This window comes from Acidobacteriota bacterium, assembly GCA_020349885.1.
GTDB lineage: Bacteria > Acidobacteriota.
Map to the genome: position 1 here is coordinate 115120 of CP070701.1, position 13612 is coordinate 128731.

The following is a 13612-nucleotide window of genomic DNA, read 5'->3' on the forward strand; positions in this document are numbered from 1 at the left end:
GCGAGCACCGTGACACTCCGGTTCGACCACTATTTCAAAGGCTATGCAACCGACGGTGTGAACGACGATTTTGGGACGGTGAGGGTGAGGAGCGCGCTGACGGGAGGTGTGTGGAGCGACCTCATTCAATGGGATGAAAACGACGATACGGGCGTTGAGACCATAACGCTGGACGCGACGGCGGAGTGCGCGGGGGCGGCGGACTGCCAGTTTGGCTGGCGTTACGAGGGCAATTGGGACTGGTACTGGGCCGTGGACAACGTGGTGGTGGACGGGATAGGCGGATGCAGCCCGGCGACGTGCGGCGGCGCGCCCTCCGAACCCTCCCCGCCCGGCGCGCTTGACCCTTTGATCATCCCAACCACCGACGCCGACCAGATCATCGTCGAGGACGTGGAAAACGAGACGGGCTACGTCGTCTACGAAGAGGCCATCGGCACGTGGTACGGGACGCCTTCGCAGGGGTGCCTGTGGGGGGCGGCGGACGTCGTGGACTTGGGCGCGACGGTGCGGCTTAACTATTCCCTCGGGCTGGGCGACCGGTGGGTGGTGGTTTCGGCGGCGAACGCCTCCGGCGAATCAAGCTGCGGCACCGACAGCGCGGGCATTGAGCGCAATACTGTAGGTGTGTGGCCCGCGCCGGGGCCCTGCCCGTAAGCAAGGGGCCAACCCGTTCGGGGCTGGTTAATCTTTCACGTAGTGGTTTGAAGGGGGTTACCCCGACATTGCCGGGGCAAGAATCTCCTTAGGGCTCTTCCCCACGCTCAAGCCCGCCCGTGAGCTCGCGCACTGAGGAGATTTCCTCCTCCTCGCAGTACTCTCGAAGCTCCCTGACGAGCCGCCCGGCGATCCCGGGCTCCACGAACGTCATGGTCCCCACCTGGACGGCCGTGGCGCCGACGAGGAGGAATTCCACGACGTCCCGCACCGAGGCGATCCCCCCCACGCCCATTATGGGCACGTCGGGGAGCGCCCGCGCCGTCTGATAGACCATCCGCACGGCGACGGGCCGTATGGCGGGGCCGGAAAGCCCTCCCGTGCCGTAGGCGAGGGCGGGCTCCTTCAGCTCGACGTCCACCGCCATGCCGAGGAGCGTGTTGATGAGCGAAAGGGCGGCCGCGCCGCCCTCGACGGCGGCCCCGGCAGGGACGGTGACGTCCGTGACGTTCGGCGTGAGCTTCACGGCGACGGGTTTGCTTGTCGCCTCCACCGCGGCTGCCGTGACCTCCTTGAGGAGCACCGGGTCGACGCCGAACGCCATGCCGCCGCGCTTGATGTTGGGACACGAGACGTTCAGCTCCAGCATGGCGACGCCCTCGGCGCCGTCGAGCGCCCGCGCCACGGCGGCGTACTCCTCGACCGTCGTGCCCCAGACGTTCGCCACTACGACGGTGTCGTGTTCTTTAAGGCGCGGCAGCTTCTCTTCGAGAAAAACCTCGACGCCGACGTTCTGCAGGCCGATGGCGTTCAGCATGCCCGCGGGCGTCTCGACCATGCGCGGAGGGGGCGCGCCTTCGCACGGCTCGAGTGAAAGGCCTTTCACACACACGCCGCCCACGGCGCCAAGGTCGAGGAAATTTTCCAGCTCGACGCCGTACCCGCACGTGCCGCTCGCGAGAAGGACGGGGTTCTTGAAGCGGACGCCCGCGATCTCGACGGAGAGGTCTACTCCCACAGGAACTCCCCTCCCCGGAGCACCGCCCCGTCCCGGCAGGCCAGGATGTAGCGGCCGTCGGGCGCCTTCATGACGCAGGAAAGGCAGACGCCGATGCCGCAGCCCATGTAGTCGCCGAGCATGTACTGCACGGGAATCCGCCTCTTGCGGCACAGGTCGTCCACGGCCTGCATCATGGGCGTCGAGCCGCACGAGAGAACGGCGCACTCCTCGCCGTAGCGGTCGACGAACTTTTCGAAGGGCTCCGTGACGAGCCCCCGCTCGCCCAGCGTGCCGTCCTCCGTGACCGGGTGAAGGTCGAGGCCCAGGCGGGCGAATTCTTCGAGGTGAATGTGGCTCCGCGTGCTGCAGCCGTAGAAGAGGTGGACGGAGAGGGCGGAGCTTTCCTTTATGACGCGGGCCGCGAAGTAGAAGGGCGCGACGCCGCTGCTGCCCCCCACTATCACGACGCGCCGGACACTCTCTGGAAAATCGAGGTCGAAACCCCTCCCGAGCGGTCCCAGCACGTCGAGCGTCTGGCCCGGTTTCGCCCGCTGGAACAGCCTCGTCGCGGGGCCGATGGCGCTTATCAGGAACTCGACGCGCCCGTCCTCCTCCTGCGCGTTCCAGAAGCTTATTGGGCGGCGCACCAGGGGGGAGACCCCGTCGCCGGCGCGCAGCATGGCGAACTGCCCCGGGCGGGCGTTCCGCGCGATGTAGGGGCTTTCGAGAGATAGTATGAAATCGTCCGCCCCCAGATCGAACACTTCCAGAACCTTGGCCCTCTCGTCGCGGGGAAGAGCGGGGAGAGATTTTTCAGGAGAGGGCGCGCTTGCCATTGCGCCTCAATATAGCAGGGGCCAGGGGGATAGGCAAGGCGCCCGGGAAGGGAAAAACCTTGCCTTCCCCCGGGGGGGCGGTGGTAGACTGTCGCACGGATACGAGTATGCTTTTCCCCGACACAACAAGCGGCGTCGCCCGATGAAAACGCCCGCATCACGCATAGCGGGCTACGACCTCGCCCGGGCGCTCGCCATCATGGGCATGGTGGCGGTGCATTTCCGGTTGAAGATGGACGCCTACGAGGTCGGCCCGGACTGGCTCGCGTGGCTGGCGAACCTCATCGACGGCCGGGCGGCCGCGACGTTCGTCGTTCTTGCGGGCGTGGGAATTTCCCTGATGTCGCGGCGCGCGAGGGAGGAAGGCGACGCGCAGGCCCTGCTCCGCACAAGAAACAGGCTGCTCCGGCGCGCGCTGTTCCTCTTCGTCGTCGGGTACGCCTACGCCCCCATCTGGCAGGGCGACATCCTGCACTTCTACGGGGTCTTCCTGGCGGCCGGGGCGTTCCTGCTCGCGGCCCCGGGCCGGGTGCTCTGGCGCATCGCGGGCGCGCTCACGGTCGGGTACGTCCCGCTCGTTTTCGTTCTCGATTACGACTACGGCTGGGACTGGGAGACGCTGTACTATCACGGCTTCTGGACGCCGAAGGGGCTCGTCATGCACCTGTTCTTCAACGGGGTAAGCCCCGTGATCCCCTGGCTGGCCTTCCTGCTGGTCGGCATGTGGCTCGGGAGGCAGGACTTATTCAATCCGGCGGTGCGCAGGCGGATCCTGGTGCGTGCCGCGTCCGTCGCCCTCGCCGCCGAGGCGGTCTCGTCCCTCCTCGTGCACAGCTTCGCGACCGGCCCGGAGGACTATGAGGTCATCGCCGTGTTCGGCACCTGGTCCATGCCCCCGTTGCCGCTCTACATGCTCGCGGGCGGAGGAACGGCCATCGCCGTCATCACGCTCTGCGTGGCGTTCGCCCGGAGTCACCCCTCGTCGAAGCTGCTCGCCCCCATGGTCGCGGCCGGGCAGCTGGCCCTCACGCTGTACGTCGGCCACGTCGTCGTGGGCCTGGGCGCCCTGAACGCCGTCGGGCTCCTGAAAAAACAGCCCCTGCCGTTCGCCCTCGGGTGCGCGCTCGTCTTCTGCGCCCTCGCGGTCCTGTTCGCCTACGCGTGGAGACAACGGTACGAAAGGGGCCCCCTGGAATGGTTCATGCGGAAGGTGACGGGATAGACTCTTTGGAAACGAATATGCTTTTCCCCGACACAACAAGCGGCGTCACCCGATGAAAACTCCCGCATCACGCATAGCCGGCTACGACCTCGCCCGGGCGCTCGCGATCATGGGGATGGTGGTGGCGCATTTCAGGTGGGTCATGGACGCCTACGGGGTCGGCCCGGCCTGGCTTGCGTGGCTGGCGGACCGTATCGACGGCCGGGCGGCCGCGACGTTCGTCGTTCTCGCCGGCGTGGGAATTTCGCTGATGTCGCGCCGCGCGCGGGAGGCCGGCGACGTCCAAGCCATGCTCCAGACGCGGAACAGGCTGCTCCGGCGCGCGCTGTTTCTCTTCGTCGTCGGGTACGCCTACGCCACCGTCTGGCAGGCCGACATCCTGCACTGCTACGGGGTCTACATGGCCGTGGGGGCGTTCCTGCTCGCGGCCTCGGGCCGCGCGCTGTGGCGCATCGCGGCCGTGCTCGTGGCCGTGTACCTCCCGCTCATGGGCCTCTTCAATTACGAGTCCGGCTGGGAGTGGGAGTCGATGTTCTATCACGGCTTCTGGACGCCGAAGGGTCTTCTCATGAACCTGTTCTACAACGGGTTCACCCCCGTGATCCCCTGGCTGGCCTTCCTGCTGGTCGGCATGTGGCTCGGGAGGCAGGACCTGTTCGACCCCGTCGTGCGCAAACGGATCCTGGTGCGGGCGGCGTCCGTCGCCCTGGCCACCGAAGCGGTCTCGTCCTTCCTCGTGCACCGCTTAACGGCCGGCGCGACCGAAATGGAAAAAATCTACATCGAGGTCATGGTCGGCACCTGGTCCATGCCCCCGTTGCCGCTCTACATGCTCGCGGGCGGAGGAACGGCCGTGACCGTCATCACGCTCTGCGTGGCGTTCGCCCGGAGTCATCCCTCGTCGAAGCTGCTTTCCCCCATGGTCGCGACCGGGCAGCTGGCCCTCACGCTGTACATAGGCCACGTCTTCATCGGCGTAAGCACCTTGAACGCCCTCGGGCTCCTGGGAAAACAGTCCCTGCCTTTCGCCCTGGCGAGCGCGGCCGTCTTCTGCGCGTGCGCGGTCCTGTTCGCGTACGCGTGGAGACAACGGTATGAAAAAGGCCCCCTGGAGTGGTTCATGCGGAAGGTGACTCGGAGTTAGGGAAGGGATTAGGGATTAGCCGTTAGGGGTTAGCGAAAGGAATTCTTACTAATCCCTATTCCCTGGTTCCTGGCTACAACACGCCGTGCTTTGGCCCGCCGCCCCCCTCGGGCGTTACCCTTGAAAGCGCTCTGCTCAGTGGAGCTTGAAGTCGTCGCCGAGGTAGATGCGCCGCACCTCGGGGTCGGCCACCAGGCGCTCCGGCGTGTCCGCCTGGAAGATCTCGCCCTGGCTCAGGATGTAGGCGCGGTCGGTGATGCGCAGGGTCTCGCGCACGTTGTGGTCGGTGAGGAGGACGCCGATCCCGCGCTCCTTGAGGCGGGCGATGATTTTCTGAATCTCCAGCACGGCAATGGGGTCGATGCCGGAGAACGGCTCGTCGAGCAACAGGAATTTCGGCGAGAGCAGCAGGCCCCGCGCGATCTCGAGGCGGCGGCGCTCGCCCCCGCTCAGCGTGTAAGCCTTCTGGTCAGCGCGCTCCGTGAGGGAAAACTCTTCCAGGAGCGTCTCGGTCCGCTCGTCGCGCTCCTCCTCCTCGAGCGGCAGCGTTTCCAAGATGGCGAGAAGGTTCTCGCGCACCGTCATCCTCCGGAACACCGAAGGTTCCTGCGGGAGGTAGCCGATGCCCTTGCGCGCGCGGATGTACATCGGCTCGTGCGTAATGTCCTCCTCGCCCAGGAAAACTTTTCCGCCCTCGGGATAGACCAGGCCCACGACTATGGAGAAGAGGGTGGTTTTCCCCGCGCCGTTGGGACCGAGAAGCCCCACCACCTCCGCCGGAGCAATCTCGAGCGAGACGTCCTGTACCACGGAGCGGTGGTTGTATGACTTGAAGATGCTCTCAGTACGCAGCTTCACGGGAAGACTCCATGTCGATGTCGGCCGCCGCCGAGGCGGTCGTCGGCTCGGTCTCAGGCGGCGGCTCGGCGGCCTTCGAGGTCGAGACGGTGCGGCCATGCGCGTCGGTATAAACCCCGAGCGTGTCCCCCTTGAGGCTGTAGGTGAGCACGCGGCCCCTGGCGACGCGCCCCGTCTCGAGCTCGCGAATCTCGATTTCACGCTCCCCCCCAAGAGTGGCCTCCTCGCGGCCCATCAGGTATTCGGCCCAGTCGCCGCTCCCACGCCGGCCGGGGCTTTCGAGAATTACGTTCCCGCGCGCCATGAGGCGCTCGATGCGTGTCTCGTCCGTCTGCCCGCTCTCGCTGAAGTACGCGTAAAGGTCCTCGGAACGAAGCGACACGTCCCGCCGCATGAGCTGCGCTCCACCCCGGTAGACGGCCACGCGCTCCGCGTCCTCGTATCGGAGCGACTGGGAGGTCACCATCGTCGGCGCGCGCTCGTCGTCCACCGTGAGAAGCCGCGTCATGACGTGGTCGTCGGCCTGGAGCACGCTTTCCTTGAGATAGAAGTGGAGGACGGACGCGGTAATCGTGTCCTCGCCGTGGCGCATCACGGCCGAGCGGCGAAACTCCGCGTGTTCTTCCTCCTGCCACATGGTGACCTCGTCGGCATAGACGTAGACCGGCTCTTCGCTCTGGAAGGGAAAGCGCAGGGCCGGCAGGGGATCTTCCCGGCCGGGCTCCGGGCTTCGCGAGACGGCCTGCACGGTTCCCCGGCCTTCCAGGCGCCCCTCGCTTTGGTGGAATACCATGTGCTCGCTTCGGAGGATGTAGGACGGCGACTGGACCTCGGCGTTGCCCGAAAGCTCGAGCGCATCTTCCGCCACCTCGTACCGTATCTTGTCCGCGTAGGCCACGGCGTTCTCGCGCCGGAACGCGGTGTGGCCGGAGAACTCGAGGCTGGAGAACCGCGCCGAAGGGGCGTCGTAGCGGGCCAGGAGGCGCTCGCTTCGCAGCGTAGAGAGAGGGTCGTCGGGAAGGCCGGTCTGCGTCTCCACCTGCACGTCGCCGCGCGCCGCGATGCGGTCGAGCGCCTCGCCCGCGAAGTACGCCGTCATCACGGGCGCCCATACCCGGTAGTGCGTGGCGTCGGCCTCCGAGGGAAGGCTTTCGAGAAAGACGCAGGCGCGCTTCCACGCCTCCTCGTCCTCGCCGTTGTCGTCCGGAGCGGCGCCGCCGCGCAGCACGACGCGGTTCCTGGCGCGGTCGTACTCCAGGCGCTCCGCCTGCAGGAGAATGCGGGTGGCCTGGTCGGGAGGCTCGTCCTCTTGTAGGGCGTCCGCCCCCACCCGCCCCTCGAGGATCAGCATGCCGTCCGCCACGCTGTAGTGCAGGTGCCGCCCCGTGCCTTGAAGCGTGCTTCTGCGAAAACGCACGGGGCTGGGGGTGGAGGCCGCTTGCTCCTTGTCGTCGTAGCGGAGCTCTTCGGTTTGCACCTCAAGCCCCCGGTCGTCCCGGAGCGTCACGTCCCCCAGAAGGGTCAGGTCGCCGCTGCGCGCGTCGTAATCGGCTCTTTCGCTCGTGACGTAGAGTTCTCCCTCATCGTCGTACAGCGTGGCGGAAACCTCTTCGAGGCTGCGCACGCCGTTCAGAAAATCGGCGACGCGGCGGGACTCGATGCGGAATACCTTCCGGCCCCCCTGGGTCCGCGTATGGGAGAATTCCGTGCCCTCGGCCGCGGCGTCGCGCCCCAGCATGGAAAACACGGCGTCTATGGAAACTCGACTAAGGGCGGAGATCGGCCGCCCCTTCTGCCACATGAACACCATGATTATGATGAACACTCCCCCCAGCCCCATGAGGGCCAACGCGACGTTTCTCTTCCTACGGTTCATCGTACATCGTGTTTTCGTTCTATACGTGTTCCAGGCGCCCCGGCCGGGAACCATGCAACGGTTATTACATTTCAGCCACACGCTGAATCGGCGGGAAAGGCGAGCGCGGCATGCCTCTCCTCGCTGAGTCAGTGCTCCGTCCTAGAAACTCTATATTATCCCATAACTTACGGAAACTTGCCAACGCCGGGCCGGGTGAGGGCAGGGCAGGGGGGGGCGCGAGGCGCGCGTCGTACGTTGACACCTTCCGCGACGGCCGTTATACTTTTTTTGCAAGCTCGCCGAAGTGGCGGAATTTGGTAGACGCGCACGTTTGAGGGGCGTGTGGGGTAACCCGTGGGGGTTCGAGTCCCCCCTTCGGCATTTTCGATGCCTTCGGAGGGCGGGCCCCCTTCGGCACCACAAGTGCGCTGACACTCGTCATCTATTGCAAATAGAGGTTTTGAGGCTTTCGGCCCTCGGTCTCTGCTTCGGCCGGCCGGCTTCGCCTTGATGCGAACACTGCAAGCACGTAGGATGTTGCGTTCAGGAAGCGATAGGAGAACCTCGAAAACAATCTTTCGAAATGGCCAAGAATATTATCCTCGTCGGCAAGCCAGGTGTCGGCAAGACCACGCTCGTGAAGAAGCTTCTCGCCCGCCTCGGGAGCCGGGCCGGCGGTTTCTACACGGGCGAAATCCGGCGGGACGGCAGGCGGGTGGGCTTCGACATCACGACGACGTTCGGCGAGAGCGGGGTGCTTGCCCATATCGACGCAAAAAGCCCCCATCGGGTCGGAAAATACAGGGTCAACGTGAAGGACCTCGACGGCATTGCCGTGGCCGCCGTCCGAAAGGCGCTTGAGAGCTGCCCGACCGCGGTGATCGATGAGGTCGCCAAGATGGAGCTCTTTTCCGAAAAATTCCGCGGGGCCGTGAAGGAGGCCCTGGATTCTTCCAAACGGGTGGTCGCCACGATGCAGCAGAGGAAGGAGCCGTTCCTCGAGGACATCAAGAGAAGGAAGGACGTGGAAGTGCTTCGCGTTACCGTTGAGAATCGGGATTCGCTGGCGCAAGAGGTGCTCGCCCGGCTGGGGTTGGAAAGTTAGAAAAATTTTCTCAAAGCGAGCTTGTTTTTTTCGGTCACAATTCCAGAACCTCAATCGGCTGAGCTATTTTAGAGATGCTTCCGCCGCAGGATTGGAACCCGACAGCTTACTTTCCGTGATCCACGGAGAACGTGACAGCCGCCTCGCTAACAAAATGCACACCATTCTTGAGGTTTCCGCGAACCTTGACGAGAACCTCCGCGTTTTCAGCGTCCGTCCGCATGTATCGAATGAGACTCCACCCATTGAAGACGCACGAGGTGGTTCCGTTGGAGCGGTCGAGCTCGATCGGCTTCACCGGCTCGGGCAATTCTAGATCCCCGACGGCGTACACCTCGACCTCGCCGAGTCCGTCGGCGGCAGTGATTTCGATTTGGATGTCCTTGAGTGTACGACGACCTTGGGGTTTAAAGGTCACCGGCGACTGGACACTTGCCTCCAGTGTCTCCGGCGCAGTGCCGTCGGAGCTTTCGTCGTCACTCTCTTCGGATGTGGCCGCCTCCGGCACCCAGGCATCCTCACGCACCCGCACCTCCAGGATCTCGCCTACAAGGTGGTAAGACTCCTTCCCCTTGACGAACGCTCCCGCAATGGCCCCCCCGGCCGCCACCACGGCCGTCGCGGTATCGGTTTCGTCATCCCCGGCGGTCGCGATCTGGGCAACGAGAGGAAGCACACCACCCTCAGGCGTATAGATCGCCGGAATGACCACGTCGACCTCGCCCCCCGCTCCGTAAGCCTTGGCGCGCTGCGCCTGGCGTATCGTGCCCGAGAATCTCAACCCTTTGCGCAGGTAGGGCCGGCCTCCGACCGCATGGTCCTTCGCCACCTTGAACCATACCGTACCCCCGGTTTCGTTGTAGTAGGACGAAACGTTCTCCAGGAGCTCGAGCCGGATCTTCGTGGCTCCGGGAATCTTCACCATCCCTTCCGTATCATCCGGTTTTTTCACCGTAGCAACGGTCTCGATCTCCGCCTTCTCTTTCTTTGCATCTCGTTTCTGGGCTCTTCCGTAGCGCTTCTCAATATGCCTTGCCGAGGTTGCCATCTCTCTATCCGTCGGCGTCACGTAGCGACCCTGCTGGGAGATCAGCGCCTTCCCCTGCACTTTGTCCACAATGGAAATCTTCATCCAGACATCGAGATAGTAGGTCACTCCGGCCACCAGCTCCATTTCCTTCGAGATACGGGTCCAGTTCGTCCAGAAAAGATGATTGCCGGGCTCGACATAGGCAAAACTGTACGACTTGTTGTCGAGCGTTCCCAGGAACGTGTCATCGGCATAGAGAAACAGGGTGCGTGCGCTCCCCGTGAAATGGCCGGAGCGGATGAAATATACAAGCGCCATATCGTCCTTTGGTTCACCGTACACCATCTCATCGTGCTTCACTGCTCCGAAGACGGAGACAAAAAGAGGTGCAACCAAGGATACAAAGAAACCTAGGACGAAACATTTGATAGGGGTTACTTTACTCTGCTTGTTCATCATCAAATTTACCTCCAAATTGTAGTGGCTGTGTTTTCCGTATTGCGTTTTCTAGGCGCATTATTTCTTCGCTTTGAGGTCCAGCGTCACCGAGTCGCTTCCCTGAAAAATTTCTCCGCCAGTTGCTTCGGAGCGAAACACCAGCGTGGACGGACCATTTGGAAGGAATCGCAATACGTCCCAGCCGTCAAACTGGAGTGCCAAAGAGCCATCCTCCTGTTCTTCTTGACCCTTTGCAAGAACTGGTCTAGAAGGATCAAGGATGTAGTCGTTGACTTGATAAAGCACTGTCCTTTTGATGGTTTCTGGGTTCCGATCTCCGGGCTTAAGAGTCACAATCATCGGGGAAAGGGGGGTCTCTTTACCTAGGTTGAGATAAATTTCTTTTTCCGCGCACTCGAAATCCGCTTCAGCAATTTCTTCGCCTTCTTCGTCGCTTTCCGCTTCCTGCGCTTTATCTTCCAAAGTTATCACGGTATCGTTGTGGACTGTGGCCTGGTAAGGAGCCCCTTTTTGGGCAAAGCCTTGGCCTCCCTTTTTGAAACCAGACCCACCAACTCCGAACATGATTCCCGCGGCTGTTCCCGATTTCTGTTTTCCTAATTCCCTGATCAGGCCTTCCAGCGGCACCACGGTGCCGTCCACGGCTCGAGTTTCCTCTACTTGAAAGTCTATGCTTCCTCCTTTTCCCCCACGCTTGTTTGTTTTAGCAGATATAAAGCGGCCGGTTACGTATGTTCCCTTAGAGATGGCAACGTGATCTCCTACAAGCACGTCTTTGGCAACGCGAAATTGGATTCTCTGGTCCGGAGCGTTGTATTTTGCGTTGAGGTGCTCCATCAGCTCAACATCAAACGTCATGTCCACTGGAAGAGTAATTTTTATTGTTGTTGGCTCTGCAGCTTCCTCTTGAGGGGAAGGCTCGGCAGCTTCCGGAATCACTATTGGCGCGTCGTCCGCGTCCTTAGGCTGCAGCTCGGTTTCTTCCGTCTGCTGTGCAGAAAGCACGGGAAAACAGAGCGTTGCGATTAGAAACAGTGAAAATAAATTTTTCATGAGTCTTTTCTCCTGAGTGAGTTAAAAGCGTATCCTCGCTTCACTTCTCCTTTGCCACACCCCACGACGCCAGGGCAGCCAGAAAAAGTAAGAGGGCAGTTGGTTTCTTGAGCATTGGCTCAGTTTTTTCCCAGGAGCTATTTTTACTATAATAATCAAGCATCTCCTTGAATTCAAGTTAGGAAAACTTCTTAAAAGGCACTTACTTGCAGTGCCCCGCCACGGCGTTGATAGTGGTTTCTGGCCGCTTTATGGGGACGATTACACCACTTGATTGAGGACAAGGCCCAGTAGCGGGCCGGCCGATCGGGCATTGCGCTCCGCGCCCGATCCGCCGGGCGCGGCCTCTCCGTTTCTCTTGACTTGCCTCTCGCGGCCTTATAGGATAGTCTCCTTCTATGGCCCGGCTGCACAAAAAAGACGTCCGCGAAGACGAATTCTACACGGCGGTGGACCGCGCCTATGTCTACCTTTCGGAAAACGCCGAGCGCTGGTTCTACCCCCTCGCGGCGGTCTTGCTCGTTGCCCTTGCCGTGTACGGCGTCTACGTGTACTGGCAGAGCCGCGAAAACAAGGCGTCCTTCCTGGTGTACGAGGCGTTTCGCGCCCAAGAAAACGACGAACCGCCCGAAGCGATTCTGGAGCGCTGGCAGACGGTGCTCAACCGCTATCCGCGCTCGGACGCGGCCCAGGTGGCGCGCTGGTACATGATGCACCATCGGCTGGAAGCGTGGGACGAAGAGGGCGCGCTTCCTACGTTGGAGGAAATGGCGGACCGCCCCGATGATTTGGGGCAGCTCGCGTCGTACAAATTGGCGCTCCTGTACGCCTCCAGCGAGCGTTACGACGAAGCCGATGAGATCCTAACCCGGCTTATGGAAACCGAGCAGGGCTTTTTTACGACCGATTTGCTTATCGTTGCGCGGGCGCGCGTATTCAGGGAAGCAGGCCGCCTGAGCGAGGCCGAGGAGCAATACACCATCTTCCTGAACGAGTATCCGGCTTCCGCCATGCGAAGTCAGGTTTCCGATGAGTTTGACGCTCTGCGCGAGACCATGGTTGGGACCGTGGGCGAGATCATGGGCGAGGTCGAGCCTGCATCCTAGGCCCGCTTTCTTTCTTACTTAGCTGTTTTCAGCCAATGGCCGGGTGACGAAGCGCCGGGGCGGGTCCCGGGAACACAAGGGGCGGCTTTTTCGAAGGTTTCTTGGCAAGATATGGAAAATACGGGCACGCGAAGAAGTCCGGAAATACGGGGCGGGGCGAGCTTTCCCGGGCAAGGCGGCGCTGCCGGGGCTCCCGCGGCGGGCCGGCTTGAGGCCAAGGACCTCAGCAAAGTTCACGGCGAAACGACGGTCATCCGCCGGCTTTCCATCGAAATCCTGCCGGGGGAATTCTTTACGGTGCTCGGGCCGAGCGGGTCAGGAAAAACCACCTTGCTGCTGATGATCGCGGGTTTCGTGAAACCAACGGGCGGCCGCTTGTTTCTCGACGGCGAAGACGTCGCGCCCCTGCCGCCGCATCGGCGAGCCATGGGGATTGTCTTTCAGAATCTGGGCCTATTTCCCCACCTGAGCGTTGCGGGCAACGTCATGTTCCCGCTGCGGATGCATGGGGTCTCGCGGACGGAGGCCCGCAAGCGCGCCGAGGCGATGCTGGACCGCGTGGGCCTTTCGGCCTTCTCGGAGCGCAGGCCCCACACGCTGAGCGGAGGCGAGCAGCAGCGCGTCGCCCTCGCGAGGGTTCTCGTGCATCCTCCCAAGGTGCTCCTGATGGACGAGCCGCTCGGCTCCCTGGACCCTCCCCTGAGGGAGGAGCTTCAAAAAGAAATTAAGAAAATTCATCGGGAGTACAGGCTGACGGTCTGCTACGTGACGCACAACCGCGACGAGGCGCTTCGTCTCTCCGACCGGATTGCCGTGCTGCATGCCGGCGAAATCGTGCAGGTGGGCGCGCCGGCGGATCTGTACTATCGGCCGAATACCGCGTACGTGGCAAAATCGCTCGGGGAGGCGAACTTCATTCCCGCCACCGTGACGGACCGCGGCGGGGACACCGCATTGCTTGAGCTCCCCGGCGGACAGTCCGCGGTGGTGCCCGGCGACGCCGTTCCGAAGGAAGGCGGCCGTCGACTTCTCGCGGTCGTTCGTCCCGAGCAGGTTCTCATTCAATCCGCGGAAAACGCGCCGGAAGGAGGGAAGCCCGGGTGGCGCGGCCGCGTGGAAGAGATTGCTTTTTACGGCGGGCACAAGCGCGTGCTCGTGCGCACGGAAGGGGGGCTTCGAATCGTTGCAAGCTGCCAGGCCCAGACGCCCCTGCCGGCGGAGCCTTCCGTGTGGGCCGGCTTCGCCTCTTCCGCCGTGCATCTGATTCCGAAAAATTCCGAATAA

The 13612-nt window shown here is 62.7% G+C and carries 12 protein-coding genes and 1 tRNA gene; 7 read left to right on the forward strand and 6 right to left on the reverse strand.

The genetic code is table 11. The features are described 5' to 3' along the window. Positions 1 to 657 (forward strand): hypothetical protein (locus JSV08_00585; GenBank protein UCF80953.1); only part of this gene is annotated, 657 nt, incomplete at its 5' end. Positions 658 to 745: 88 nt separating this feature from the next. On the opposite strand, the gene JSV08_00590 is transcribed toward JSV08_00585, so the two are convergent. Both JSV08_00590 and JSV08_00595 read right to left on the reverse strand, forming a co-directional pair. Further along, positions 746 to 1675, reverse strand: a complete 930-nt coding sequence (locus JSV08_00590) for a dihydroorotate dehydrogenase (protein UCF80954.1) — start codon at positions 1673 to 1675, stop codon at positions 746 to 748. Then, positions 1666 to 2493 (reverse strand): dihydroorotate dehydrogenase electron transfer subunit, encoded by an 828-nt coding sequence (locus JSV08_00595; GenBank protein UCF80955.1) that lies wholly within the window; start codon positions 2491 to 2493, stop codon positions 1666 to 1668. Before JSV08_00595 ends, JSV08_00590 begins: the two co-directional genes overlap by 10 nt. Before the next feature lie 142 nt (positions 2494 to 2635). Between JSV08_00595 and JSV08_00600 the strand changes: the two genes are divergently transcribed. Further along, positions 2636 to 3715, forward strand: a complete 1080-nt coding sequence (locus JSV08_00600; protein ID UCF80956.1) for a DUF418 domain-containing protein — start codon at positions 2636 to 2638, stop codon at positions 3713 to 3715. Positions 3716 to 3767: 52 nt separating this feature from the next. Next, entirely contained in the window at positions 3768 to 4859 is a 1092-nt protein-coding gene (locus JSV08_00605; protein UCF80957.1) for a DUF418 domain-containing protein, read from the forward strand. Between the two features lie 135 nt (positions 4860 to 4994). On the opposite strand, the gene lptB is transcribed toward JSV08_00605, so the two are convergent. Together lptB and lptC are read right to left on the reverse strand one after the other, a co-directional pair. Then, the gene (gene lptB, locus JSV08_00610) at positions 4995 to 5816 is read right to left on the reverse strand and encodes an LPS export ABC transporter ATP-binding protein (protein ID UCF80958.1); all 822 of its coding nucleotides are present in this window, start codon (positions 5814 to 5816) and stop codon (positions 4995 to 4997) included. Continuing rightward, positions 5701 to 7593 (reverse strand): LPS export ABC transporter periplasmic protein LptC, encoded by a 1893-nt coding sequence (gene lptC, locus JSV08_00615; protein UCF80959.1) that lies wholly within the window; start codon positions 7591 to 7593, stop codon positions 5701 to 5703. The genes lptB and lptC overlap by 116 nt, the downstream gene beginning before the upstream one ends. A gap of 280 nt (positions 7594 to 7873) precedes the next feature. On the opposite strand from lptC, the gene JSV08_00620 reads away from it, so the two are divergent. Further along, positions 7874 to 7956 (forward strand) — tRNA-Leu (locus JSV08_00620). A gap of 202 nt (positions 7957 to 8158) precedes the next feature. Further along, entirely contained in the window at positions 8159 to 8680 is a 522-nt protein-coding gene (locus tag JSV08_00625) for an NTPase (protein UCF80960.1), read from the forward strand. A gap of 106 nt (positions 8681 to 8786) precedes the next feature. On the opposite strand, the gene JSV08_00630 is transcribed toward JSV08_00625, so the two are convergent. Next, on the reverse strand, positions 8787 to 10169 hold the full coding sequence (locus JSV08_00630) for a hypothetical protein (GenBank protein UCF80961.1): 1383 nt from the start codon (positions 10167 to 10169) through the stop codon (positions 8787 to 8789). Positions 10170 to 10226: 57 nt separating this feature from the next. Beyond that, positions 10227 to 11222 (reverse strand): hypothetical protein, encoded by a 996-nt coding sequence (locus tag JSV08_00635; protein ID UCF80962.1) that lies wholly within the window; start codon positions 11220 to 11222, stop codon positions 10227 to 10229. A 398-nt stretch (positions 11223 to 11620) separates the two neighbouring features. On the opposite strand from JSV08_00635, the gene JSV08_00640 reads away from it, so the two are divergent. After that, positions 11621 to 12328: a tetratricopeptide repeat protein gene (locus JSV08_00640; protein UCF80963.1), complete on the forward strand. Its 708-nt coding sequence runs from the start codon at positions 11621 to 11623 to the stop codon at positions 12326 to 12328. Positions 12329 to 12439: 111 nt separating this feature from the next. Then, a complete protein-coding gene (locus JSV08_00645) occupies positions 12440 to 13612 on the forward strand; it encodes an ABC transporter ATP-binding protein (GenBank protein UCF80964.1) in 1173 nt (390 codons plus the stop codon).

What these genes read in the sequence shown, in the direction of transcription:
- lptC (UCF80959.1), bottom strand. Translation starts at nt 7,593, where the DNA reads ATGAACCGTAGGAAGAGAAACGTCGCGTTGGCCCTCATGGGGCTGGGG.
- JSV08_00605 (UCF80957.1), top strand. Translation starts at nt 3,768, where the DNA reads ATGAAAACTCCCGCATCACGCATAGCCGGCTACGACCTCGCCCGGGCG.
- JSV08_00630 (UCF80961.1), bottom strand. Translation starts at nt 10,169, where the DNA reads ATGATGAACAAGCAGAGTAAAGTAACCCCTATCAAATGTTTCGTCCTA.
- JSV08_00600 (UCF80956.1), top strand. Translation starts at nt 2,636, where the DNA reads ATGAAAACGCCCGCATCACGCATAGCGGGCTACGACCTCGCCCGGGCG.
- lptB (UCF80958.1), bottom strand. Translation starts at nt 5,816, where the DNA reads ATGGCCGCACCGTCTCGACCTCGAAGGCCGCCGAGCCGCCGCCTGAGA.
- JSV08_00640 (UCF80963.1), top strand. Translation starts at nt 11,621, where the DNA reads ATGGCCCGGCTGCACAAAAAAGACGTCCGCGAAGACGAATTCTACACG.
- JSV08_00645 (UCF80964.1), top strand. Translation starts at nt 12,440, where the DNA reads ATGGAAAATACGGGCACGCGAAGAAGTCCGGAAATACGGGGCGGGGCG.
- JSV08_00635 (UCF80962.1), bottom strand. Translation starts at nt 11,222, where the DNA reads ATGAAAAATTTATTTTCACTGTTTCTAATCGCAACGCTCTGTTTTCCC.
- JSV08_00625 (UCF80960.1), top strand. Translation starts at nt 8,159, where the DNA reads ATGGCCAAGAATATTATCCTCGTCGGCAAGCCAGGTGTCGGCAAGACC.
- JSV08_00595 (UCF80955.1), bottom strand. Translation starts at nt 2,493, where the DNA reads ATGGCAAGCGCGCCCTCTCCTGAAAAATCTCTCCCCGCTCTTCCCCGC.